Genomic DNA, 24,511 nt, shown 5'->3' with positions numbered 1-24,511 from the left:
GTTATTTGGAAATTTCTTTGTAAGTTTGCAGCATATAGTATAAAAGATTAAAAAAGCAATACTCCATGAGACAATTTCTATTGACCGTAGCCCTTTCGGCCGTAGCTCTCTGCTCGCAGGCAGGGCATTTCCATCAGATTCTTTTCCGTACATTGCCCGACAGTGTGCCTTATCGCATCCCGGCCATTGCCCAAGCTCAGAATGGGAATATCATTGCTGTGGCCGACTATCGTTATTGTGGTAGCGACATAGGTTATGGTGCTATCGACCTCCACTTCCGCGAAAGCAGCGATCAAGGCAAGACTTGGAGCGCCGAACGTAAGTTGGCCGACGGTACAGGCGACGAATCTTCTGCTGGTTGGAATTACGCTTTTGGCGACTGTGCACTTGTGGCCGACCGCACCAGCCCACGTGTTTTAGCTATCGGTGTGTGTGGAAAGACCCCTTATACCAAGGCTCGTCGCAACAATCCTAATCGTGTAGCTCGCTTCTATAGCGATGATAATGGCCACACATGGAATCAAGGTGAGGAGATTACTGAGAAAATATACCGCCTCTTCGATAAGCATAAGGACGGCCCAGTACAAAGCCTTTTCTTCGGTTCGGGTAAGATACACCAGAGCCGTTATGTTAAGGTGGGGCGCTACTATCGTCTCTATGCAGCCCTTTGTACGCTACAAGGCAACTTCGTTGTTTACAGCGATGATTTCGGAAAGTCGTGGAAAGCTTTAGGCAACACCACTCAATCGCCTTGTCCAAAAGGCGATGAGCCTAAGTGTGATGAACTCCCCGATGGCAGTGTTATCCTTAGTTCTCGTGCCAACGGCCGCTTGTTCAACGTCTATACCTTCACTAATGTCAAGAAAGGTCGCGGCTCTTGGGATGTACCTATGAAGAGTCAGTCTTTCGATGGCATTCAGAATGCTTGCAACGGAGAAATTTTAGTGGTTAAGGCACGTCGTGCTTCCGACGAAACCGATGTGTGGTTGGCTTTGCAGAGTGTACCTTTCGGCCCGCAACGTCGCCACGTAGGCTTCTTCTATCGCGAACTTCCCACTACTCATATTGGCACAGCCGGTCTTGTCACAGGATGGACACGTGGCTTACAAGTAAGCCAACAGTTGTCTGCTTATTCCACGATGACCCAGCTTATCGGTGGTAATATCGGCTTTTTATGGGAAGAAGGACCTACCACTTATAATATAGCTTATGAGGTGTTGTCTATCAGCGAGATTACCAATGGGCGCTACTTTACGCCCACTTTAACGCGTAACACCTACTAGAATCGCCATCCTGTACCCAACATCAAATGGTTTGGGTACTTGAAATCACGCAGACTATAGCCGATATGTAGGAATAGATGGTGCGTACAATGCACTTTCAGGGCGAGTATCTGATACCACTCATTCAGGTCGCCCTGTGCTCCTAGCAGGTAATGGCCTACTCCTACGTTGATAGAAAAGTATGGCATGATAAACTCGGCACGTGCCGATAAGCCGATAGCCATTTGTTCCAAGGTCTTAGGTTTATTCGATACAAGCGTCACAACCGATTTGTCTTTTTTGTCGAGAGGTTTGTAGATGTTGGCTCCTCTGTCATAGACACCATCGACTGAGAGCCCGGTACTGAACCAATGGTTGATGCCATACATCGGATTAAAGTTGAATCCGAAGACACCATATTTACCCGGTATAATCACCGGACCGTCGTCTGTGTTATATCCCAATTGGTACCATGCTCCATAAGCCACTAAGTCATAGTATAGATGACGGTGAAAATGGGGGATGGTATCTTGTTTTTGAGTCCTTTGTCTGGGCCGGTTTAGATAGTACGCCAAGCTCATCCGTCCGCCCAATACGTTCAATCCGGCATTCGGTACTGTGGTATTTCCGTTGGAGAAATGAATGGCCGAAATACCGGCATTCAGGTCGAAATGGCGTGAGAGGCGGAAGTTTAAGTATAAATCGGCATCTATATAAGCCGTCACGCGCGAACCGATGACCTTGTTATCCGGATTCTTTTCTATGTCGTAAGGGTGCCATCCTGCGGTCAATCCCAGATTCCATTCGTAGTTCAGGTTGATATATGGCGAGATGGTCTTGATACGTGCGCCTTGGAAAATGAATGCCGACCAAGGATGACCTAGTTGCCAATTGAAATCGTGTATGGCCATACCGATACCTTGATATGCACCTCTGTAGATGCGTTCTTGCATGCTTCCTTCGGGCGAAGCGAACGCACACTTCAGTCGAGCGGTGAAAGCGTAGTTCATCGTACGCCTTTCTGCGTTGCCTCCTTGGAGGTAACGGTTGGTATGAAGGATGGTCGATGGAATTACATCTGCTTCAATATGGTGTATGGTTGTTGTGGTATCAGGCTCTTGTGCGTGTATCTCTGTAGGATATATACAACATAGTGAGAGCCAAAGCGCCGTCACTCTTTTCATGGTTATCATTTTCCCAACAAATTTAGGATTTATTCTATAAACTTGCAAATATATACCTTTTATTTTTGCCGACCCAAGGTATTTGTCGTAACTTTGTGCAAGTTTTTTTTCAATGGTTAGAAAATAACACATTTTTATGGAATGGCTTGAGGGCTTATTCAGTATGCATTCGGCGATACAGGCTATCGTCGTATTGTCGCTTATCTGCTCGCTCGGATTAGCATTAGGCAAACTTCATTACAAGGGAATTTCTCTTGGAATCGCTTTTGTCTTCTTTGTTGGTATTGTGGTAGGCAATTGTGGCCTAACGGTAGATTCGCAAATGATTTCTTATGCCGAAAGTTTCGGACTCACATTGTTTGTTTATACCCTTGGACTCTACGTGGGACCAAACTTCTTCGGAGCCTTGCGCCACGAGGGAGTGGCTTTTAATCTATGGGGATTGGCGCTGGCATTGGTTGCCACGGTTATGACTATTTTATTGTCAATCTTCACGCCCGTGTCGCTTCCCGATATGGTTGGAATCCTTTGTGGAGCCACCACGAATACGCCTGCGTTGGGTGCTGCTCAGCAAACGCTGGCTCAAATGGGCTTGCCTAGTCAAGGGGCAGCCTTGGCATGTGCCGTCACTTACCCTTTGGGTGTGGTAGGTGTTATCCTCGGCATGATTGTGTTGCGCAAGTTGTTTGTCAAGCCCGACGACCTCAAAGCACGTATTAAAGACGATGCCGACCACACTTCTGTGGGACAATTTGTTGTCGTCAATCCGGCATTGAAGGGCAAAACCATCGTCGAGATTTCCAATATGACTCATCGTAAGTTCATCATTTCGCGTATTTGGCGTAATAGTCAGGTCATCGTTCCGCTTGCGACTACGCGCTTGGAACTTAAAGATAGCCTGCTTGTGGTGTCGAATAAGGAGGAGGTTGAGGCCATGACGTTGCTCTTCGGACAGAAGGTTGAGACCGATTGGAATCGAGATCAGATAGATTGGAATGCGCTCGATACCAAGGTAGAAAGCCGCGTTATCGTGGTCACACGCACTACGCTCAATGGTAAACTACTTGGCAATTTGCAGCTACGCAATACGTATGGCGTGAATGTCAGTCGTGTTATTCGTGGCGATATTAAACTTTTGGCCACCGACGACCTACGCCTTCAGTATGGCGACCGTGTTACAGTGGTGGGTGCTCCCGAAGATGTAGACCATGTGGAGAGCTTTATGGGGAATGCCGTGAAGACGCTTAGCGAACCTAATTTGGGTGCCATCTTCCTCGGAATGATTCTTGGATTGGCCGTTGGTACGATTCCTCTCGTCATTCCCGGCATGAGTGTTCCTATCCAGCTAGGTATTGCCGGTGGTCCCATCATAGTGGGAATCCTCATTGGTTCACTCGGTCCACGCGTTCATTTTATTTCTTATATGACGCGTAGTGCAGGTCTGATGCTTCGCCAACTCGGTTTGGCAATCTTCTTAGCCGGACTTGGGCTTGAAGCCGGTAAGCATTTTATGGATACCGTGTTGCGCCCAGAAGGTGCGTTATGGGTAGGATTAGGCTTCCTTGTCACGGTGCTACCTGTCATTATTGTCGGTTTCATCGCGCTGAAGACGAAGAAATTTGATTTCGGAACCATCTGTGGAATACTTTGTGGAAGCATGGCCAATCCGATGGCATTGACCTATGCTAATGACACACTTGAGGGCGAGACGGCCAATGTAAGTTATGCTACGGTTTATCCGTTGAGCATGTTTGTGCGAGTGATTATCGCCCAAGTCATCGTTATGTTCTTTGTTTGAACAAGGCCGAACGTTAGAAATCGGCTTTACATATCCATTTCATTGCGCCCCACGGACTGACTTCGTCGGGCGCAATTTCTATTTCTTCGGCATGCAGATACATCCTGTCGGCCTTCTTACCGTATAGTTCGTCTCCCAAGATAGGGCAATTGAGTCCTTCGGGATGGGCACAGTGTACGCGCAATTGGTGGGTACGCCCTGTCTCAGGAAAGAGTGCTATGCGTGTTTTTCCGTTCTTTCTTTCTATGATGTGGTATCGCGTTATGGCTCGCTTACCGTGTTCGTGGTCTGCCTTTTGGCGTGGACGATCCATGATGTCGGGAGCCAATGGTAGGGCAATGGTACCCTCTGTAGGAACTTCTATTTCGCCGTTAAGGATGGCTACGTAGCGTTTTCGTATGCGGTGGGTAGCGAAAAGACGTTGCAAATAGATATAGGTGGGCATGTCAAGGGTGGCGATGAGCAATCCCGATGTAGCCATGTCGAGCCGGTGAACCATCATCGGACCGTCGGCCTTTGGGTATCGTTCGCGCAAGATAGAGGCTACCGACTCGCGTTTACTCTTTCCCGGAACGCTCAACATGCCGGCCGGTTTATTCACTACTACATAGTGTTCGCCGACGTCTATCGTGCGCAATTCGTTATGATTGTCGGCATCTAGTGGGTTAGGTTCTACGTCCAGTCCTTGCAACATCCAATTTAAAATGGGTTTGCATTTCCCGTTACAGGCTGGATAGAATTGTCCGTGGCGCCGCAATTCTTGCTTGGGCGATGCGCCCCACCAAAACATGGCCATCTGTAGTGGGTGCATGTGGTGTTCGTAGGCATATTGTAACAGCCGAGGCTCACAGCATTCCCCACTGCCCGATGGGGGAATCTTGCTTATTGTTGGAGCGAAGATATCAAGCAGATTACGCGTCTCTCCACGCGCGTTAAGCAAGGAGAAATGCTCGAATAACCATCTCTGTAGCGCGTCCGAACGTTGATGTCGCTTAGTCTTTAACTTTTGTATATTTGATTCAAAACGACCGATTCCATCGATAATGTGCTGCTCTTTGTCAGCATATTGTAGTTTGATACGTCGCAATTCGGCTTTTTGGAACTGGCTCTCTCTGATAAGTGCGGTTTCATCGAAGCCTTTGCCCGATTGTCGGAGTTGGTCGCGCTGCTTCTTGCTCTGTTCCATCAAGCTGCGTTGAGCCGATATCCTGTCTTGTGCCTCTGCTTGTGTGGTTGCCAAGTCTTGCTGTAGTTGGCGATATTCTTGGCTACTCTCTATGCGTTTGATTTCGTCGTTGATGGCGCTGATTTGTTGCTCGTGGGTCTTAAAATAGCCATTGGGTTGCAGGTAGTCGAATATGGCCGGCACATAATCTGGCCAATCGCTGCGCCCACATATTTGTCCGCTGTAGGCCTGTAAATACCCCATTTCACCGTTGTCTCGTTCTACGATGAGCACACCGAACATCTTTCCGGCAGCGATTTCACGACCGAAAGGTGTGGAAGTTGCTGCTGATAACTCTGCCTTTAGCTGTTCGACGGCTGTCAAACAGAGTGAATGAGGCTCATAATAGAAGGGATTGTTGAAGCGTGGTGGGCACTCGTTATTGCCTGTAAGCGGATGAAAAACCATGCTGTTACAGTTTGCTGCGGTCTAGAATGGTGATGGTTTTGCCGTTGATGCTGATGGTTCTATTGGCCGACATCTCCGACAATACGCGTAAGAGCGAATATTTCTGAATGCCGAAAGAGTCGGCTATCTCTTGTCGTGATTGGTCTATCTTGATGGTGAGTGAACCTTGTTTGCCAGCAGCCTCGCGTAAAAAGTAGGCCACTTTCTCACGCACGGTGAGCAACGACAACACTTTCATCTTATTGGTGAGGAATACGTCGATGTTTGAAAGCACGCGTATGAAATTCAGATTCAGCTTCGGGTCGTTGTTCATCAGTTCCATGAGCATCTCCGGTTTCATGCGAAGAACGCTCACTTTGGTATCGGTCTCTACGCTTACCGGCATCTTGTTGTTCTTGGCGAAGATGAAAGCGGGTGCCACGATGTCGCCTTCGGTGAGCCGACTCACCTCTACCTGCTTGCCACTGAGACCCACCATGCGGCATATCAGTACACCGCTGATGACGATATCAGCGTACTGACAAGGCATTCCCGTGAGCGAAAATACGTCCTTTTTATCGTATTCTACGATGCGGTAGTGCGCTGCCGAGAGTGTCATCTCTATCTCTATGTCGCTCATTCCGGCGAATAGCGGGCATAGCTTGAGTGCTTTCAATATCTTATTGTCCATGTTGGCAAATATACTAAAAATCGGTTGAGCAGCCAAATCTCCTCCATTTGTTAACTCATTCTTGTCCCTTTTGCTAACCCATCTTGTTTACTTGTCAACTCGTTTATTCGTCTATTGTCATCCTGCAAGGCCGTGGCAGCAATGCTGCGTGCCCTCTTCAGCATTCCTGCCTCGCCTTTGCAGTGATGTTGCAAGGGCTTTGCAGCAGAGTGTATGTGATTTTTTCGTATATTTGTATCGACCATTCGAGTAATCGATTAGTCGAATAATCGGTCAAGAATAAAATTCTATTAGCTTATGTCTATTACCATTAAATCTATCAAAGGTTATTATTTTTTGGATGTATGGATTATGGCCAACATCGTACAACAAGCCACATTGGCTTTCTGTAAAGGGTATTTGAATCAGCATAACGACCCGTGTGGACGTTTATACGACCAAATGACGATGGCTGCCCGGTCGGTTACGGCCAATATAGCAGAGGGATGTTCTAGGCATCAGACATCACGTGAAACAGAAATGAAGCTCAATGATGTAGCTCGCGCCAGCCTTTCAGAATTGCTTGGCGACTTTTTTAGTTTGTCGTTGCAGATAGGATGTGAGCCATGGTCGAAGCAATCAGCAAATTATCAAAAGTTTAATGCCATCCAATTATCTCGTCCTCAATACAGCGATGATATAGAACATGATGCTTGGGTACATATCCAAAACGAGCGTAAGAAGTTTGCACTGTGGACAGAATGTGCTGATTTGTCAACTCGACTCAATGCAATGATGCTGTTGATAAATCGTAATATCTCTATGTTGCAAAAGATGATAAGCAGTCAGTTAGACCGCTTTAAACAAGAAGGTGGATTTACTGAGAATCTCACCCGAGAACGAGTGAGTACACAGAGGGAACAAGCTGTGGCACAAGGTTTACCATCTTGCCCTGTATGTGGCAAACCAATGATACGGCGTACAGCTAAGCGAGGAACGAATGCAGGACGAGATTTTTGGAGTTGTAGCGATTATCCGAATTGTCAGGGAACACGGAATATATAACCGTCTCCACCCCCTTCTCCCTCAATAATTCTTTAAAAATCCGGTTGGCATTGTCACGATATATGAATATTTAGATTATCTTTGCATACTGAAGAAAAGCCGTGGCTGTATTCCGGAATCTTGGAATGCAGATAGGGGCATATCATTATTAATATATCTATGCGCAAGGTAATAGGAATCGGGGAAACAGTACTCGATATTATATTTAAGAACGGACAACCCATTTCGGCGGTTCCCGGTGGCTCTTCGTTTAATGCCACGATCTCGTTGGGACGCTCCGGTGTGAATACCACTTTTATAGGAGAGGCTGGAAACGACCGGATAGGGGAGTATGTGGTAAGTTTTCTGCGCGACAACGGTGTGAATGCCGATAGTGTGAATGTATTTGCTGAGAGTAAGTCACCCATCTCTTTGGCCTTCTTGGACGAGAAAAATAATGCCGATTATATCTTCTATAAAGATCATCCGCATGATCAATTAGACTTCATCTATCCCGATGTACAGCGCGATGACATCGTGCTTTTCGGCTCATTCTTTGCAGTGAATCCGGTGATTCGACCACAGGTGGCGGCGTTCTTGGAGTATGCACATAGTCGCGGAGCAATTCTTTACTACGATGTGAATTATCGTTCGTCGCACCGTCATGAGATTATGAAGATAACGCCGAACCTCATTGAAAATTTGGAATATGCCGACATTGTGCGTGGGAGCATTGAGGATTTTGAGATACTCTATCGCTTGAAAGAGGCCGAAAGAGTATATAATGCGGAAATTTCTTTCTACTGTAAGAAGTTCATTTGCACTTGCGGAGATGCTCCTACCGAACTGAGAGCGGAGAATAAGCTGGCTAAACAGTATCCTGTAATGGATACAGAGGTGGTGAGTACCATCGGAGCCGGTGACAATTTCAATGCCGGATTCATCTATGGATTGCTGAAAGGTGGGGTGACTCGCGACGATATTGACCGTGGATTGAGCGAAGAACAATGGGATAAAGCCATTGAATATGGACAGATGTTCTCTGCCGAGAGTTGCAAAGATATATTTAACTACGTATCGACGGAGTTCGGAAATAAAATGAAATCTTTAAACGTTTAGACGAAATCATGATAGAATTAAAAAACAAAATCTACTATGTAGGTGTCAACGACCGTAATAAGAGTCTGTTTGAAGGGCTGTGGCCTCTACCTTCGGGAGTAACATACAACTCCTATCTGATTGATGATGACAAGGTCTGTTTGATAGATTCAGTAGAAGTAGATTTCTTTTCACAGTTTATAGAAAGTCTCCATGAGGTGTTGGGTGACCGTAAAATAGACTATTTGGTGGTAAATCATATGGAGCCGGATCATAGCGGTTCCATCAAATTGTTGCGTAAATATTATCCTGAAATTCAGGTGATTGGTAACAAGAAATCGTTTGATTTGCTGAGCGGTTTCTATGGTATGGATGACAATCATTTGGAAGTGAAGCATGGTGATACGCTCGATTTGGGACACCATACATTGAAGTTCTTCATGACACCGATGGTACATTGGCCTGAAACCATGATGACTCTCGATGTTGAAGACCACGTGCTCTTCTCCGGCGATGCTTTTGGTTGTTTCGGAGCATTGAATGGTGGACTGCTTGATAGCGATATTAATACCGACTGGGCGTGGCTGGAAATGACCCGCTATTACAGCAATATCGTGGGCAAATATGGTACACCTGTACAGAATGCATTGAAGAAATTGGCTGCAGAACAGATTGATTATATATGCCCGACACACGGACCTGTATGGCATGAACAAGCCAATCAGGTGGTCTCTATGTATGATCGTATGTCGAAATATGAAACAGAGCCGGGTTTGGTAATATGCTATGGTACGATGTATGGCAACACGGAACGTATGGCAGAAACCATTGCTCGTGCTGCTTCGCAGGCTGGTGTGAAGAATATTATGGTGTATAATGTGTCGAAGACTCACCACTCTTATATTCTACGTGACATCTTCCGCTATCGCGGTTTGATAGTTGGTGCACCGACTTATAACAATGGTCTCTATCATGAGATGGACGTATTGTTGCAAGAGATTGCCAATCGCGACATCAAGAATCATTATATCGGTTGGTTCGGAAGTTATGGATGGGCTAGCAAGGCCGTTCAAAAGATAGGCGAATGGAACGAGCAACACATCCATTTTGACGTAGTGGGTGAGCCGGTAGAGATGAAACAAGCACTCACGGAAGAAACCAAAGAGAAGTGTAGGGCACTTGGTCAGGCAATGGCCGAGAAACTGAGAGGATAAAATCTATAAACACGAAAGTGCTGGCAGAGACTCCATGCGATGATATGGAATGTCTGTCAGCACTTCTTGTATTCGATAATTGGGGAATAGGAAGATTACTCTTCGGATAGAATGGCTTTTAATTCCTCCAACGAATTCACCGGTGTAATCAGGCGATGATAGTCACCACGGATGAATCCTCGGTGTTGCATATCATTTAAGAGTTCGATGGTTTTGTCCCAAAAGCCTTTCATATTGTAGAGTATCACGCGTTTGTCGTGATAACCTATAGACTTGGAGGCAGCCATAGAGAAGATCTCGTCGAGTGTACCCACGCCTCCCGGCAAGGCAATGGCGATGTCGGTATGTAGCAGCATAAGCTGTTTGCGGTCGTTTAGATTGTCGCATGGAATTTCCACATCGTTGTATTTGGAGGTGTGTCCGTGCTCTTCTACCTTCGTCGGTACGACTCCAATGGTCTGCCCACCGTGCTCATGAACGGCCTTGGCAATACATTCCATCAGCCCTTGGTCGGTTCCCCCATATACCAAAGTATGCCCATTTGCAGCCATCCATGCCCCTAGTTCCTCCGTTGCTTTGAAGAAATCTGGGTCGATATTGTTGTTTGCTGAACAAAATACTGTAATCCTCATATTATTAATCTTTTGAAACGAATTCTGCAAATATAATAATTTCGTGGGAAATAACCAATGACAATTCGTGTCAATAACTTCTTGCCTTGTTTATGTTCTAGATTATGATGCCCCTCACGAACCTCTATTTGTTCTTTTAAAAGAAAATATTTGGTTGTTTCCAAGAAACACTGTATCTTTGCATCCGCAAACTTATTCCGCAGTAGAATAAGCCGGACTTGTAGCTCAGTTGGTTAGAGCAACAGACTCATAATCTGGAGGTCCCTGGTTCAAGCCCAGGCTGGTCCACAAAGAAAATCAAGGAGTTACAGCAATGTAACTCCTTTTTTGGTGCCCATGGGTGACCTTTTGGAAAAAAACTTTTCACTTGTAACAATTCTCGATTTCATAAAATTACATGGAACTACAAAATCTTAATACGATGAATTCTTTCCAGTAAGCAAGCCAAACTATACGAAGAAAACATATACAAAGAATATCTTTTTGAAAAATGCGCCCGATGTATTTCATATTTTTTATAAATTTGCGAGGAACTTTCGTTTAATATATGTCCGAGATTATAGATATACACGAAAATAAATTACTGCAAGATGAACCGGGACTGCTTGAAGTACTCCTCATCGACCATACCACCCGAAAGAATATTTTTTGGGCAACGGACTGCTATGCCGACTACGGCCAAGGCTATGAATGGCATGACAGCATAACCGTGGAGGCCATAACGGGAAAGCATGGCCATGTCATCATGCCACGTGCCCTAAAGAGCCGCGACGAACAGCTGCGCCGCTCACGCCAAATGGCAGAGGTGTTTACACCGGCGTGGGTGGTGAGAAAGATGACCGATGTAATGGACAAGGAATGGACAGCCTTTTATGAGGAAAAGAAGAAAGATGCATGGCAGGGATATGTGCTTGCCACCGTATTGGAGATAACCTGTGGAGAAGCTCCGTTCCTCTCATCTCGTTATGATACTGTCTCGGGCGAACCTATCCCTATGGCAGAACGGTTTGGCGCGCTGGACAGGAAGCTGCGCAAGGTGAACGACAACTGCCCAGACGGCGAGTGGACGCATTGGGCTCTTTTTGCGCTGGGTAGCGTGTATGGCTATGAGTGGCAGGGCGACAACCTGCTGCTGGCGCGCGAAGCCTTGCTTACCACTTTCAATGAGTATCACGAGCAGCGATTTGGCACAAGGGCGGATAGCTCAACGCTGCTCAAGGCGGCAGAGATAGTGTCGTGGAATGTTTGGCAAATGGATGGGCTGAAAGCTGTTATCCCCTGTTCATGCCATGACGACCGCCATACAGAGAGCAACCTCTTCGGAGAGCAGACCACAACCGTAACCCCCTGTCTTGGTTGCGACAAGAACGACATTTTACTTCATAATGGTTTGCGTTGCCTGCTGCGACGCTGGCTGCCATCCAACTGCGATATGCCCGACCACTTCGACTGCCTTTACCTTGACTTTATTGCCAAAAACTATAAAACTCATCATAAAACAAAATGGCCTATGAAATTCGATTTCGTTATTGGGAATCCACCGTATCAAGAAGAAAAAGAAGATAATGGACGGCAACCACCAATCTATGACAAGTTTATGGATGGCACTTATCAAGTCTCTGATAAAGTACTACTCATTTCGCCTGCGCGTTTCCTTTTCAATGCAGGACAAACACCGAAAGAATGGAATAAGAAGATGCTTAGCGACCCTCATCTAAAAGTATCGATGTATGAGCAGAATAGCAGCAAAGTGTTTCCGAATACAGACATAAAAGGCGGTGTTGCAGTTACCTATCGAAACCAGAAAGAGAATTGTGGCGCCATAGGTGTATTTACACCGATACCTGAGCTTAATAGCATCTTTCACAAAGTAAAAGAGAAGTTAGATAAGTCTTTATCTGAAATCATTTACGCACCTACCAAATTTGACTTAGACCATCTTTACGAAAGGTATCCGGAATTTAAACCTTTAATCAAGGCAGGTGGAAAGGATAAATTACTTCGCACAAACATCTTTGAAAAATTATCTGTTTTCCACGAGAACAAGAAAAATGAGGATGATATTGCCATTCTCGGTCTAATTGGAGGTAAAAGGAACTGGAGGTACATAGATAAATACTTCATAGATGACAGCAATGGGCAGATAAATACGTGGAAAGTATTTGTACCAGAGTCAAATGGCTCTGGAGCATTGGGCGAAGTATTATCTACGCCGTTAATCGGCAAGCCGTTAATCGGTTGCACACAAACTTTTCTTGGAATTGGCGCATTTAAAAAAGAAGCCGAAGCCAGAGCTGTATATAAGTATGTTACAAGCAAGTTTGCTCGTACAATGCTCGGAGTATTAAAAGTAACACAGCATAATCCTATATCAACTTGGAAGTACGTCCCTCTGCAAGATTTCACCTCTTCTTCCGACATAGATTGGTCAAAGAGTGTTCACGAGATAGACCTTCAGCTTTACAAGAAATATGGGCTGAACGAGGAGGAACGCAACTTTATAGAAACTCACGTAAAGGAGATGGACTGATGAAAACACCGAATATACAAACCACTCGCGTGGCTCTGCCACAGATTTATGCCTACACCACGCCAGAAATAGCTCGCCATAATGGCTGGGTAAAAATAGGCTATACGGAACTAAAAGATGTGGAAGTCCGTATTAAGCAGCAATGCCACACGGCGAATATTGCTTGGGTATTAGAATGGTATGGCAATGCGGTGTATGAAGGCTCTAACCAGAGTTTTCTGGACAAGGCCTTCCATTCCTATCTGAACAAGCTGGGATATGAACAGGAGCCCAAGACGGAATGGTTCAAGATAGGCACTGATGAGTCGCGCAATCACTTTTATGACTTCCGCGCCAACCATGGCGTGGTAAAAGGCAAGGCTACTCAGCGGTATCAGTTACGAGACGACAGTCAAGGGGAAGCGGTGCGTAAGACGGTGGACAGCTTTACCAACCGCCCTAAGACCGAATACCTTTGGAATGCTAAGCCTCGGTTTGGTAAGACACTGGCAGTCTATGATCTGTGCCTGCGCATGGAGTTTAAGAATGTGCTTGTTGTTACTAACCGTCCTGCCATTGCCGATTCGTGGTATTCTGACTACTTGAAGTTCGTGGGGCACGAACGCTATCTTTTCGTCAGCCGTGTGTCTGCCCTCCTTGAACGTAAGGATGCACCTTGTCTCACGCGCCAGCAATATTTGGAATATATCAAGCAGCCAGACAGGGTGAGGAACTGTATAGAGTTCGTAAGTCTGCAAGACCTGAAAGGCTCTATCTATTTCGGTGGAAACCACGATAAGCTGGGAGAAGTAGCCCAACTCAACTGGGACTTGCTGGTCATCGATGAAGCCCATGAAGGGGTAGATACCTATAAAACAGATGTTGCTTTCGACCAAATCAGGCGCAAGCATACCCTTCACCTCAGCGGTACACCATTCAAGGCATTGGCCAACGAGAAGTTTCCACAGGATGCCATTTTCAACTGGACATACGCTGACGAGTGCAAGGCAAAGGCATCTTGGGACGAAAGCTGGGGCACCAACCCCTATGCTGAGATGCCGCAGCTCAATATGTACACCTATCGCATGAGCGATATTGTGACGGAAAAGGTACGTGAGGGTGTGGAAATAGACGGAGACACCGAGGCATACGCTTTTGACCTGAACGAGTTTTTCAGAGTTGAACGTGGGCGCTTTGTTCACGAAGAAGCAGTAGACAAGTGGATTGACGCATTGAGCCGTCAACAGCGTTATCCTTTCTCCACACCAGAATTGCGACAAGAACTGCGCCATACTTTCTGGTTGCTCAACCGAGTGGACTCTGCTAAGAAGTTAGCGGAGAAACTGAGAGACACCCAGCGTCACCCGGAATTTGCCGATATCGAGATTGTCGTCGCAGCTGGAGACGGAAAGACCGACAACGACGAAGTGATAGAGGACGAGAATTCGCTCAACCGTGTGCGCAAAGCCATCGCTGAGCATCCACAGGGAACTATTACCCTTTCGGTGGGGCAGCTCACAACGGGCGTAACCATCCCTGAATGGACAGCGGTATTGATATTGAGCAATATGAAAAGTCCTGCGCAATACATGCAGGCTGCTTTCCGGGCGCAGACTCCTTATTTGTATGTAGATGCCAATGGGGTGTATCATCGTAAAGAGAACGCTTATGTCTTCGATTTCGACCCGGCAAGAACCCTGACCAATTATGAGGAAATGGCGAATGGACTTTCAGCAGATACGGCTTCGGGAGGTGGCGACAGCGACACTCGCAAGCAACATATACGGGAGCTTCTTAATTTCTTTCCTGTTATTGGCGAAGACGAAGACGGCGAAATGATACCGCTCGATGCCGAACAAGTGATGCTTATTCCGAGGAAGATACGCTCCAAGGAAGTGGTACGTAGTGGTTTTATGAGCAATTTCCTCTTTGCCAATATCTCCAGCATTTACAATTGTTCTTCGGGCATCATCAACATCATCAATCAATTCACCCCCGTAAAGACACCTAAGAATAGCGAGGTAGATGCCAACGAGGTGGAGGAGCTCTCGCACGATATGGACGAGGAGGGCAATGTGCAACCCAATCCTGCAAAAGTTGCGGCAGTGAAAGAGAATCTGTTTGGTGATAAAATCTATGAAGAGTCTAAAGAGGATCTGGATGGCTTCATAGCAGAGAGCATACAAAAATACAGTCAGGTCAAAGAGCGCTTAGGCAAGAGTGTCGAGGAACAAATGATCGACAACGTGAGCAGTCACCTTACATCCGTTTTGCTCTCTGCTGCCGATAAGGGAGCGGAAGAAGCACAGGAGGACAAACTGACGAAACGCAATCAAGGTATGGCATCTGTCCGCATCAAGAAAGCTGTCAATGAGCAAATTGGCACCCATTGCCATCAGGCATCCATCGACAAGAAAAAGATAGATCGCCAGTGTGAATTGGATTGCCAAGGCAAGACGACCCAACAACAAAAAGACATCAAAAATAAGGCAGAGGCTGATAAAAAAGCCATTGATGATAATTTGGCCAAGACCATCCAAGACAAGGCGAAAAACTTGTTGGATAAAGGTTCTGAAATTATTGCCGACACTTATGAACAACAGCGTATTGACAAAAAGAAAGGTAATACGGACGAGCTGATTCGCGATCATCTGCGCGGCTTCTCACGCACCATTCCCTCGTTCCTGATGGGCTATGGCAACGAGGAAACGACCTTGCAGAACTTCGACAGCCATGTGCCCGACGAGGTGTTCATGGAAGTGACCAGTATCACCAAGGAGCAGTTCCATTTGTTGCGTGATGGTGGAGACTATACCAACGAAGAGACAGGCAAAACAGAACACAGTCCAGGCCATTTCTTCGACGAGGTGGTGTTCAATGATTCTGTGCGTGAGTTCATGACATTGCGTAAGCGGATGGCCAACTATTTTGACCCGGAGGTAGAGGAAGACATCTTCAATTACATTCCCCCGCAGAAAACCAATCAGATATTTACGCCAAAATGGGTGGTGAAACAAATGGTGGATCTGCTGGAACAGGAAAATCCAGGGTGCTTTGACGATCCCAGCAAGACTTTTGCCGACCTCTATATGAAGTCGGGACAGTACATCACGGAGATAGTGAAACGTCTTTATAATAGCGAAGGACTACGCAAAGCCTTTCCTGATTCAGAGACACGTCTGCGCCATATCTTCAACCATCAGGTGTATGGGCTGGCACCCACGGAGTGTATCTATCGTATTGCCCTGCGCTACATCCTCGGCTTTGACGATACCATCCACATTGCCGCAGAGGAACATCATCTGCGTATGGCGGATTCCTTGCCTGCCGCGAAAAACGGAACAATGGAGGAGTTCTTGGATAACATCTTTAAGGGCTGAAACATAGAAAGGCAGAAATTCTTTATGATAAGCTATAAAATGTTAGAGCGTAAATAGAAAAGTGATGGGACTATCTTAAGAAAAAGGTCATCCCGGAAGATGACCTTAAACAGGGATTCCAATGATTGATAAAATTGTCCCGAACCGTACCCGGTTCTTCCGTTTCCATTTGTCGCAGTACTTCTGCTATCGGTACACTCTTAACTTATAGCTTGGAGTTTGCGTTTTTCAACCTCCACATTGGCATGTATAACTTACTGCCCCTTACAGCAGTGCAAATATAACAATTAATGATGATAATAAAGAGGAAAAGTCAAGAAAATTAGATTTGTCAAGTAAGAACCTTAATTGGTTCCCATCTTCAATATTCAATGACAAGAATATCGTCCGTTTAGACTTGTCTAATAATAATATTCAAGACATACCAGCATATATTGGAATGTTGAAGAAGTTAAGGTATCTGAATCTTGAGAATAATAATATACAGGAGTTGCATAGTGGTGTTACGAAACTACAGTCAATAAAGACTATTAATTTGAAAGGTAATCCAATAAAGCGACTTCCTGACTTCATAAAAAAATTACATGCAAACATTCTGACAGATGATAACAACAGTCTATCAAGTATAGACGCTGAAAATGAAAAACTTCTAAAAGAGATCCAGGAAGAAATTCATGACATAAACAGCCATAAAACAACATTTGAGCCAATAAAGGTTGTCCCAAGTCTTAATGATTTAACATTTATAAGGAGCAAAGATCGCAAAGCTAAGGAACTTAAATCATGTACCTTGTTTATTGATATCAGAGATTCCGTAAAAAAGAATCATAAACTTTGCACTCAAGCCTTAGCAAATATTTATTCTTCTTTTATTTATGGCGTATTAAAGTGTGCTATGAGTTGTTATGGGCATGTAAGAAATATCATTGGAGATAGAGTTATGATTGTTTTTGATGAGGAAGACTGCTGTAATCATGCTCTGAACTGTGCTAATTTAATAATGAATTACATGCTATCATTATGGCTCTTTAGTTAGTTGGCATTTGTGGCCAGATTGTTATTTCAGAGTCCTAGCTGCATTCAGCACAGCAAGCACCGTTACACCAACATCAGCGAATACTGCCATCCACATGGTAGCCACTCCGAAGAAAGCGAGGATGAGCACTGCTATTTTGATACCAACGGCAAACCAAGTGTTCTCCCTTGCGATGCGCAGTGTGCGTCGAGCCTGACGGATAGCTACGGCTATCTTCGACGGCTTGTCGTCCATCAACACCACGTCGGCTGCTTCCGTTAGCACGTCGTAGCCCGCAACCAAGTAAGGCACAAGATAGACAAGCAATAGTTGCCATATCAGCAGGTTCATTGTCCGTTCTACCAATACCGATCCTACTAAGAGTACACTAGCAGAGATTATCCTTATAAGTTTTTTCTATTTTCCTTTTCCATAATTTCACAACTTTTACTTTTTTACAAAGATAGGATATATCTTTGCAACTCAGTTGCAAAGATTCCCTACATCTGATTTAAAAGATAATTTGCGCAGTCGCACCAATGTTCTTCCCATCGTATAAAGGAGCTACGAATACACCTTTGCGATTGCGTTTCTCTGTAAAAAACTTAGGATAGAGCCAATACGACAGTTTTACACTGAAGATACCGATGCCTGCCCCTGTTATCACATCAGTGAGCCAATGCCGATTGTTGTAAATGCGCAGAAAGCCTGTACCTGTAGCCATTGTATAACCTGCAATCCAAATCCATGGCGATGTGTCCTTATATTCCTGATAGAGCATCTCCGCTCCCATGAAGGCCATGGCCGTATGGCCTGAGGGGAATGAGTTTCGGGCAGAACCGTCGGGACGCATCTTCTTGATGCCATACTTCATGGAATTGACCAGAATGCCCATTGTGAGTGCAGACATACCACCCAAGACTGCTTGTTGCCCCAAGGTGTGTGTGCTCTTAAAGCCAAGGGCATTTAATCCATACACGGAGGCCATGGGCACATATTGGCTCACATCGTCATAAATGGTCCCGATGCGTGAATTCTTCAGAATCTCATTTCGCAAATCTGAATCCTGAGTCTGCAACCAGTGGTTATGAAGCCCCACGATTCCTGTTCCTATCAATATCGTTGGAGCTATGAGCGACGTCAGCTTGGGGGTATGATTCTGCTTGACTTCTGACAAAGAATCTATGCTTATGGTCTGCGCCTCTACTGACAAGAGAGCACTGACCATGAGAAGAAACATCATAATAACCTGTTTCATTCTATCACACCATTGATAAACATATCGGGCAACAGCTTGGTAGCGGGGTGGTCAATGATACGGGCATGCACCGTGACCGACTTGGAATCGTTGTCGAAGACGGAGTTTATGTCGTAGACCTTGGCGCGGAAGGTCACCTCGGGGGCATTGGTGAGCGTCAGCTTCACCATCTGACCGATGCGCACCTTGGGCAAATCTTTCTCAAACACTTTCAGGTCGCAATGCAGGTTTACGTTGTTGACCACCGTCATGAGCGAAGTGGAGATGTCCACGAAGCTGCCCATACTGATTTTTACCTTCCCAACAATACCACTGATGGGCGATGTGACAGGAATGAGAGTGGTGAGCTTGCCTGCTGATATTGACGACGGATTCACGCCGAGCTGACTCAACTGACGTCCAATACCTACCACTTGCGCATTAGCAATAGCATAGGTCGACTCAGCCTGTTGCAAAGTTTTCAGCACACCTGCATCTTGTTTCATCAGCGTGTGCTGTCGGGCAAGTTCTGTTTTGGCTGCAGAAAGCTCATTTACAGCCGTGAGATACTGGCGTTGCAGTTCGACTATCTGTGTGTTTTCTATATAAGCCACCACTTGACCGCGGCGCACTCTAATACCTTCTCTAGTTGTGATGCGCCGCACCACCCCACTTGCAATGGGAGAAACCTCTGCTTTGTTTTGTGGATCGAGTGCCAATGTTCCTGTCACACGCACAACATTAACAGTTTTACTCAAGTCGGGTGCTGGATCAGCATCAGCCTCCTCTTCACCTTCTTCTGTTTCCACTTTCTCGGAAGCAGCATTCTCTTCCTTGTCACTTTTCTTATCGTTACCACAGCTGATCACCATAACCATGGCAAGCAGTATCAGTAGATAAAATCCTATTTTTCTCATTTTCCTTGAAGATAATTCAGTTCAACAATAGCTTTATTATATTGGCGAGTAGCATCAGCAAAGTCTTTCCAAACCTCCAATGCACTCTGTAGGTTTTGCATTAACTCCACATAACCGATTTGTCCATATTCATAACTCGCCTTAGAGATTTGTTCTATCTTGCGAGCTTGGGGCACTCCTATTTTTTGATAATAGTTGTAGGCTTTGTGTGCCGACACATAGTTGTTATAGGCTGCATCGTAGGTTTTGCGGAGCACGTACTCCTGATTGCGCACGTTGAGTTGTGCCATCTCCACTTCCTTGCGAGCCGCCTTCACCCGCGCCTTTTGTGCACCGAATGCTAAGGGGATGTTCACTCCCACGGAGAAGCCCATGAAGTTGCCACCGCCATACGCGCTGCGGTCAATGTTGTAGGGATTGAATCCCTTGATGACGGTCTGCACGCTGGCTCCCACAGAGAAGGTGGGCAGTCCGTTGCGTTTCTCCAATTTCAGTTGTCGGTTGGCAACTTCTTCTTGACTCTTCGCTAAGGCGAGGAGGGGAACGTCTGCAATGGAATGGTCGGCAAATATGAGTTCGTTAGTCGCTGTGGCAAGAGGTATCACCAGCGTATCGGTGTTGAGCCACTTCATCAACTGTAATTGGGCAGTGAGAAAGTCGCGCTGCGCAATGTCACTTTTGATGTCGTTCTCCTGTTTCAGTCGGATTGCATTCATCTGCTCTAATCGTCCAGTCTCTCCAGTTCCGAGTTTAGCCTCTGCCACACGGTTGAAATTTTTATAGATACTGTCTTGACGGGCATAAATGTGTAACATGTCCTGTGCGTAGAGCAAGTCGTAGAAAGCCAAGCTCACCTCTCGTCGCAGCTCATTCTCGCTCACCGCCAATCGACTTTGGACAGCGCTAGTTTCGGACTTGAGCAATGAGCGTCTGGCAGAATAAACACTGGGTAGAGCAAACGACTGACTCACCGTGATGGCATTGTCGGGACTTCCGCCACTGGTGGGGTCCTGAGAGAGCGACACGGATGTGGCATCCAGATGAAAAGCAGTACCTTGAAGGATACGGGTCTTATCCACCTCCATACGTGAGCGCTGCAATGTTAGGCTACGCTCGGCAGCCATTGCCAACACCTCTTGCAACGTCATCTGTCGGCTTTGGGCCGATACTAAGATGGGAAGAAAGAGGAATAGGCTGAAAATGATATATTGTTTCTTCATGTCTATTTTGTCTTTGTTGTCTTTGAAAAGATTTTGTACATAGAGGGCAACACCATAAGCGTGAGAATGGTGGCAATGAGCAGACCACCGATGACCACCGTGGCAAGAGGTCGCTGCACCTCAGCACCGTCGCCTGTCGAGATGGCCATGGGCAGGAAGCCGAGCGAAGCCACGAGTGCTGTCATCAGCACGGGGCGCAGGCGTTCCATACAGCCGTTGATGATACAGCGGTTGATGTCGGTGATACCCTTACGCTTGAACTCGTCGAACTGGTTGATGAGCACAATACCGTTAAGCACCACAACGCCGAACAGGGCAATAAAGCCAACACCGGCAGAGATGCTGAAAGGTATGCCGCGCAACCATAGGGCGAGGATACCACCGATGGCTGCAAGCGGAATTTCGGTGAACACAATCAATATCTCACGCATGCTGCGCAGTGTGAAGAATAGGAGGAAGAGAATGATGATTAATGCAGCTGGCACAGCAACCAAAAGACGTGCCTTTGCCTCCTTGAGATTCTTAAACTGTCCGCCGTAGGTGTAATGATAGCCTGTTGGCAACTGCAATTCAGTGTCCAACTTTTTCTCTATATCGGCAATGGTTGTCTCCACATCCCTGCCTCGCACGTTGAAGCCCACGTAGATGCGTCGCTGCCCCTCGTCGTGGGTAATCTGCGATGGTGTACTTACATATTTTATCTCTGCCACTTGCGACAAAGGTACGGTTCCCCCGCTTGGCACGGTGAGCAGTAGGTTCTGTAAGGTTTCAATCTTATTGCGCATCTTCTCGTCCAAGCGCAACACGATGTCGAACTTCTTGTCTTCCTCGAAAATACTGCCTGCCGTTGTTCCAGCGAAAGCTGATTCCAGCGTGCTATTCGCTTCCTTGATGGATATTCCGTAAGCCGATAGGCGACTACGATCGTAGATGACTTGCAACTGTGGCAGTCCCGACACACGCTCCACGATAGGCGTCCCGACACCCTCCACATTTTCTATTTTCTCTGCCACACGCTTGGCAATGTTTGCCAGCGAGTCGATGTTGTTGCCATAGATGTTGATGGCAACATCTTGCTTTACACCCGTAATGAGTTCGTTGGTACGCATCTGTATGGGTTGCGACATTTCCACACGCAATCCCTCTACCTCACTCATTGCCTCTTCCATCTTTTCAGAAAGTTCTGCCTGCGTTTTAGCACTCGTCCATTCACTCTTGGGCTTGAGTTGTATCATCATGTCGCCACGTTCCATAGGCATGGGGTCGGTGGGAATTTCCGAACTACCGATGCGCGTCACCACCTGTTTCACCTCGGGGAAACGCTTCTTCAGTATTTTCTCTGCCTCTGTGGTTTTGGCTATCATCCTCGACAGACTCGTGCCCTGCTTCATGCTTACTTCGGCGCAGAGGTCGCCTTCTTCTAAATTGGGAATAAACTCGCCGCCCATGCGCGAGAAGATAAATAAGGCTACGGCGAGTAGGGCAATACCTGTTGCCACGATGACTTTGCTGCGCTTAAGACTGACGCGTAGTAATGGCAAATAAACCTCACTGATACGATGCATCATACGGTCAGAGAAATTCTTTCCATGCTCCGTTTTTCGTGATAGAAACAATGCACTGGCAGCAGGAACATACGTGAGCGAGAGAATAAACGCTCCGAGAACGGCAAAGAACACTGTCATTGCCATCGGTCTGAACATTTTTCCTTCGATGCCTACCAATGTGAAGAGGGGCACGTAGACTGTCATGATGATAATTTCGCCAAATGCAGCACTCTTACGTATCTTGTTGGCACCCATACTTACCACATGATCCATATCGTCCTGCGAAAGTACACTTTTATTGAACCTCTTGCCATGAGAGACTATATAGGTGGTGATACACTCCACGATGATGACTGCACCATCGACAATAATTCCAAAGTCGAGCGCACCAAGACTCATCAAGTTACCTCCCACACCGAAAGCCTTCATCATACCGAAAGCAAAGAGCATGGCAAGCGGAATGACCGATGCTACCACTAATCCTGCTCGGATATTGCCCAAAAATAGCATGAGTACAAACATCACGATGAGTAAACCCAGTACCAAGTTCTCGGTGATAGTGAACGTCACGCGGTCTACCAACTGCGTGCGGTCTATGAACGGTTCAATGACCAAGCCTTTGGGCAAGCTCTTCTGCACTTGGTTCATGCGTTCCTTTACGTTTTTGATGACTTGTTGGAAGTTCTCTCCCTTGAGCATCAGTGTGATACCACTCACCACTTCGCCTTCACCATTGCGTGTTACAGCTCCATAACGCATGGCCGAACCATATCGCACTTCTGCTACATCACTCACAAGCACAGGAACACCATTGACAGTCTTTACGGGAATTTGCCGAATATCATCCAACGTGCGCGCCAGTCCGATACCACGGATAAAATACTGATTGTCGCCTTGTTCTATATAACTGCCACCCGTATTCTCATTATTACCTTCTATGGCTTTATAAAGATCGACCACCGTGAGACCGAATGATGCAAGACGGTCGGGATTAATGGCTAGTTCGTATTGCTTTACATAGCCGCCCCATCCGTTCACCTCGGCCACACCTTCGGTACCTGCAAACTGCTTTCGTACAATCCAGTCTTGTATGGTGCGGATGTCTGATAGAGAGAATTTGTTCTCATATCCTTTCTCTGGATGAATGGTGTATTGGTAAATCTCGCCGAGTCCAGTGGAGATAGGAGCCAAGCTCACCTTGCCTGCTCCGCGTGGAATCTCCTCCTCTGCCTCCTTCAGCTGTTGGCTCACCTGCTGACGCGCCCAGTAAATGTCCACATTGTCGCGAAATACGAGCGTCACAACGCTCAATCCGCTGCGACTGATACTTCTACGCTCCACAATGTCGGGAATGTTGGCAAAAGCCATTTCAAGTGGCGTGGTTACGTACTGCTCAACCTCCTCTGCGCCAAGCGTGGGAGCTTGAGTGATGACTTGTACCTGATTGTTGGTAATATCAGGTGTGGAATCAAATGGCAATTGGCTCAGTGACACGGCTCCCCATACTATAAGAAGCAATGTCATGATACCAATCACCAATTTGTTCCGTATGGAAAAATTGATGATTTTTTCAAACATGATGGATTAACTATTAATGTTTTATCAAAAAAGAACAAGGATAAAACATCAAAGCTATAGGTGGACGCCATACGCCCGCAGTATACGCCTGCAGAAGAACAGCCTCATAATGAACTATTTGCGGATTTGTTACAATAGCCGCAAATTTGGATAGTTGGAAAGAATCGTTAGTTACGTATAAGCTGAAAGCATGCACTATGGCATCTGTACAGAAAGGTGAGCACATACCAGCATTAAACTTCTGCATGCCACCCTCGTAATTGTTGACAGAATGGAATTCTGCCACAGATTCTGTATGTTGAATTTGTGCATACACAACTTCCTTGCATTGGCAAGGAATCACTACCAACAAAAAGACGTAAATGCTCAGGATGTATGCTATCAATTTCATATTCGGCTGCAAAGATACGAAATGACTTTTGCAACTCGGTTGCAAAGATACATTATGAATGGAAAAGCCACACTAATTTGCCCCACGCTGGCAAGTATTTTAGACCCAGTAAGGTTAAAATAATGAGACCCACCTTGCCAAAATAAGAATGATCCTTTGAAACGCTAGTTTTTTAGGGTCATTTTGTAGTTTTGTGTTACTGC

17 protein-coding genes, 1 tRNA gene and 1 pseudogene are annotated in these 24,511 nt (G+C 46.1%); 9 read left to right on the top strand and 10 right to left on the bottom strand.

The window, feature by feature from the left end; all coding sequences use genetic code 11:
• Positions 1 to 65: 65 nt before the first annotated feature.
• Positions 66 to 1,283 (top strand): sialidase family protein, encoded by a 1,218-nt coding sequence (locus HMPREF0671_RS07295; protein WP_036898808.1) that lies wholly within the window; start codon positions 66 to 68, stop codon positions 1,281 to 1,283.
• Here HMPREF0671_RS07295 and HMPREF0671_RS07290 read toward each other — a convergent pair.
• The gene (locus HMPREF0671_RS07290) at positions 1,280 to 2,446 is read right to left on the bottom strand and encodes an acyloxyacyl hydrolase (protein ID WP_036898862.1); all 1,167 of its coding nucleotides are present in this window, start codon (positions 2,444 to 2,446) and stop codon (positions 1,280 to 1,282) included. The two genes, HMPREF0671_RS07295 and HMPREF0671_RS07290, sit on opposite strands and share 4 nt — an antisense overlap.
• Positions 2,447 to 2,582: 136 nt before the next feature.
• Between HMPREF0671_RS07290 and HMPREF0671_RS07285 the strand changes: the two genes are divergently transcribed.
• Positions 2,583 to 4,244: a putative transporter gene (locus HMPREF0671_RS07285; protein ID WP_036898805.1), complete on the top strand. Its 1,662-nt coding sequence runs from the start codon at positions 2,583 to 2,585 to the stop codon at positions 4,242 to 4,244.
• Between the two features lie 13 nt (positions 4,245 to 4,257).
• Here the strand turns inward: HMPREF0671_RS07285 and HMPREF0671_RS07280 are convergent, their stop codons facing one another.
• Positions 4,258 to 5,877 carry an RluA family pseudouridine synthase gene (locus HMPREF0671_RS07280; protein WP_052052918.1) on the bottom strand — a complete coding sequence of 540 codons (1,620 nt, stop codon included), beginning with the start codon at positions 5,875 to 5,877 and terminating at the stop codon, positions 4,258 to 4,260.
• A 4-nt stretch (positions 5,878 to 5,881) separates the two neighbouring features.
• The gene (locus tag HMPREF0671_RS07275; RefSeq protein WP_036898803.1) at positions 5,882 to 6,547 is read right to left on the bottom strand and encodes a Crp/Fnr family transcriptional regulator; all 666 of its coding nucleotides are present in this window, start codon (positions 6,545 to 6,547) and stop codon (positions 5,882 to 5,884) included.
• Positions 6,548 to 6,844: 297 nt separating this feature from the next.
• Here HMPREF0671_RS07275 and HMPREF0671_RS07265 point away from each other — a divergent pair, with 297 nt between their 5' ends.
• The 3 genes from HMPREF0671_RS07265 to HMPREF0671_RS07255 all read left to right on the top strand — a co-directional run bounded on the left by HMPREF0671_RS07265 (position 6,845) and on the right by HMPREF0671_RS07255 (position 9,882).
• Positions 6,845 to 7,591, top strand: a complete 747-nt coding sequence (locus HMPREF0671_RS07265) for a four helix bundle protein (protein WP_036898798.1) — start codon at positions 6,845 to 6,847, stop codon at positions 7,589 to 7,591.
• A 159-nt stretch (positions 7,592 to 7,750) separates the two neighbouring features.
• Complete coding sequence (locus HMPREF0671_RS07260) at positions 7,751 to 8,689, top strand: carbohydrate kinase (RefSeq protein ID WP_036898795.1); 939 nt, start codon at positions 7,751 to 7,753, stop codon at positions 8,687 to 8,689.
• Positions 8,690 to 8,697: 8 nt separating this feature from the next.
• Positions 8,698 to 9,882 (top strand): FprA family A-type flavoprotein, encoded by a 1,185-nt coding sequence (locus HMPREF0671_RS07255; protein WP_036898792.1) that lies wholly within the window; start codon positions 8,698 to 8,700, stop codon positions 9,880 to 9,882.
• Between the two features lie 95 nt (positions 9,883 to 9,977).
• Here HMPREF0671_RS07255 and HMPREF0671_RS07250 read toward each other — a convergent pair whose 3' ends face one another.
• A complete protein-coding gene (locus HMPREF0671_RS07250; RefSeq protein WP_036898789.1) occupies positions 9,978 to 10,514 on the bottom strand; it encodes a TIGR00730 family Rossman fold protein in 537 nt (178 codons plus the stop codon).
• A gap of 214 nt (positions 10,515 to 10,728) precedes the next feature.
• On the opposite strand from HMPREF0671_RS07250, the gene HMPREF0671_RS07245 reads away from it, so the two are divergent.
• From HMPREF0671_RS07245 to HMPREF0671_RS07230, 4 genes are all read left to right on the top strand, one after another.
• A tRNA-Ile gene (locus HMPREF0671_RS07245) sits at positions 10,729 to 10,802 on the top strand.
• Between the two features lie 259 nt (positions 10,803 to 11,061).
• Positions 11,062 to 13,044, top strand: coding sequence for an Eco57I restriction-modification methylase domain-containing protein (locus tag HMPREF0671_RS07240; RefSeq protein ID WP_036898786.1), 1,983 nt, complete (start codon positions 11,062 to 11,064; stop codon positions 13,042 to 13,044).
• Entirely contained in the window at positions 13,044 to 16,403 is a 3,360-nt protein-coding gene (locus tag HMPREF0671_RS07235) for a DEAD/DEAH box helicase family protein (RefSeq protein ID WP_036898783.1), read from the top strand. Before HMPREF0671_RS07240 ends, HMPREF0671_RS07235 begins: the two co-directional genes overlap by 1 nt.
• Before the next feature lie 328 nt (positions 16,404 to 16,731).
• On the top strand, positions 16,732 to 17,439 hold the full coding sequence (locus HMPREF0671_RS07230) for a leucine-rich repeat domain-containing protein (RefSeq protein ID WP_198025892.1): 708 nt from the start codon (positions 16,732 to 16,734) through the stop codon (positions 17,437 to 17,439).
• Between the two features lie 21 nt (positions 17,440 to 17,460).
• Here HMPREF0671_RS07230 and HMPREF0671_RS07225 read toward each other — a convergent pair.
• The 6 genes and pseudogenes from HMPREF0671_RS07225 to HMPREF0671_RS07200 form a co-directional block, all read right to left on the bottom strand.
• Positions 17,461 to 17,712, bottom strand: a pseudogene (locus HMPREF0671_RS07225) (heavy metal translocating P-type ATPase); the annotation flags it as partial.
• 217 nt (positions 17,713 to 17,929) lie between these two features.
• Positions 17,930 to 18,676: a phosphatase PAP2 family protein gene (locus tag HMPREF0671_RS07220; protein WP_036898774.1), complete on the bottom strand. Its 747-nt coding sequence runs from the start codon at positions 18,674 to 18,676 to the stop codon at positions 17,930 to 17,932.
• The gene (locus HMPREF0671_RS07215) at positions 18,673 to 19,572 is read right to left on the bottom strand and encodes an efflux RND transporter periplasmic adaptor subunit (RefSeq protein ID WP_036898771.1); all 900 of its coding nucleotides are present in this window, start codon (positions 19,570 to 19,572) and stop codon (positions 18,673 to 18,675) included. Before HMPREF0671_RS07215 ends, HMPREF0671_RS07220 begins: the two co-directional genes overlap by 4 nt.
• On the bottom strand, positions 19,569 to 20,792 hold the full coding sequence (locus HMPREF0671_RS07210; protein WP_036898768.1) for a TolC family protein: 1,224 nt from the start codon (positions 20,790 to 20,792) through the stop codon (positions 19,569 to 19,571). Before HMPREF0671_RS07210 ends, HMPREF0671_RS07215 begins: the two co-directional genes overlap by 4 nt.
• Positions 20,793 to 20,794: 2 nt before the next feature.
• Entirely contained in the window at positions 20,795 to 23,917 is a 3,123-nt protein-coding gene (locus tag HMPREF0671_RS07205; protein ID WP_036898765.1) for an efflux RND transporter permease subunit, read from the bottom strand.
• A 13-nt stretch (positions 23,918 to 23,930) separates the two neighbouring features.
• Positions 23,931 to 24,308 carry a hypothetical protein gene (locus tag HMPREF0671_RS07200; RefSeq protein WP_036898762.1) on the bottom strand — a complete coding sequence of 126 codons (378 nt, stop codon included), beginning with the start codon at positions 24,306 to 24,308 and terminating at the stop codon, positions 23,931 to 23,933.
• Between the last annotated feature and the right edge of the window lie 203 nt (positions 24,309 to 24,511).

Source organism: Prevotella sp. S7 MS 2 (assembly GCF_000762865.1).
Classification (GTDB): domain Bacteria; phylum Bacteroidota; class Bacteroidia; order Bacteroidales; family Bacteroidaceae; genus Prevotella.
Note: the sequence above shows the minus strand (reverse complement) of the source record. Positions and strands in the feature narration are given on the sequence as shown.

Coding starts and splice junctions, on each gene's coding strand:
- HMPREF0671_RS07210 (WP_036898768.1), bottom strand. CDS start 20,792: ATGAAGAAACAATATATCATTTTCAGCCTATTCCTCTTTCTTCCCATC.
- HMPREF0671_RS07285 (WP_036898805.1), top strand. CDS start 2,583: ATGGAATGGCTTGAGGGCTTATTCAGTATGCATTCGGCGATACAGGCT.
- HMPREF0671_RS07205 (WP_036898765.1), bottom strand. CDS start 23,917: ATGTTTGAAAAAATCATCAATTTTTCCATACGGAACAAATTGGTGATT.
- HMPREF0671_RS07260 (WP_036898795.1), top strand. CDS start 7,751: ATGCGCAAGGTAATAGGAATCGGGGAAACAGTACTCGATATTATATTT.
- HMPREF0671_RS07250 (WP_036898789.1), bottom strand. CDS start 10,514: ATGAGGATTACAGTATTTTGTTCAGCAAACAACAATATCGACCCAGAT.
- HMPREF0671_RS07280 (WP_052052918.1), bottom strand. CDS start 5,877: ATGGTTTTTCATCCGCTTACAGGCAATAACGAGTGCCCACCACGCTTC.
- HMPREF0671_RS07275 (WP_036898803.1), bottom strand. CDS start 6,547: ATGGACAATAAGATATTGAAAGCACTCAAGCTATGCCCGCTATTCGCC.
- HMPREF0671_RS07200 (WP_036898762.1), bottom strand. CDS start 24,308: ATGAAATTGATAGCATACATCCTGAGCATTTACGTCTTTTTGTTGGTA.
- HMPREF0671_RS07255 (WP_036898792.1), top strand. CDS start 8,698: ATGATAGAATTAAAAAACAAAATCTACTATGTAGGTGTCAACGACCGT.
- HMPREF0671_RS07215 (WP_036898771.1), bottom strand. CDS start 19,572: ATGAGAAAAATAGGATTTTATCTACTGATACTGCTTGCCATGGTTATG.
- HMPREF0671_RS07235 (WP_036898783.1), top strand. CDS start 13,044: ATGAAAACACCGAATATACAAACCACTCGCGTGGCTCTGCCACAGATT.
- HMPREF0671_RS07290 (WP_036898862.1), bottom strand. CDS start 2,446: ATGAAAAGAGTGACGGCGCTTTGGCTCTCACTATGTTGTATATATCCT.
- HMPREF0671_RS07265 (WP_036898798.1), top strand. CDS start 6,845: ATGTCTATTACCATTAAATCTATCAAAGGTTATTATTTTTTGGATGTA.
- HMPREF0671_RS07295 (WP_036898808.1), top strand. CDS start 66: ATGAGACAATTTCTATTGACCGTAGCCCTTTCGGCCGTAGCTCTCTGC.
- HMPREF0671_RS07240 (WP_036898786.1), top strand. CDS start 11,062: ATGTCCGAGATTATAGATATACACGAAAATAAATTACTGCAAGATGAA.
- HMPREF0671_RS07220 (WP_036898774.1), bottom strand. CDS start 18,676: ATGAAACAGGTTATTATGATGTTTCTTCTCATGGTCAGTGCTCTCTTG.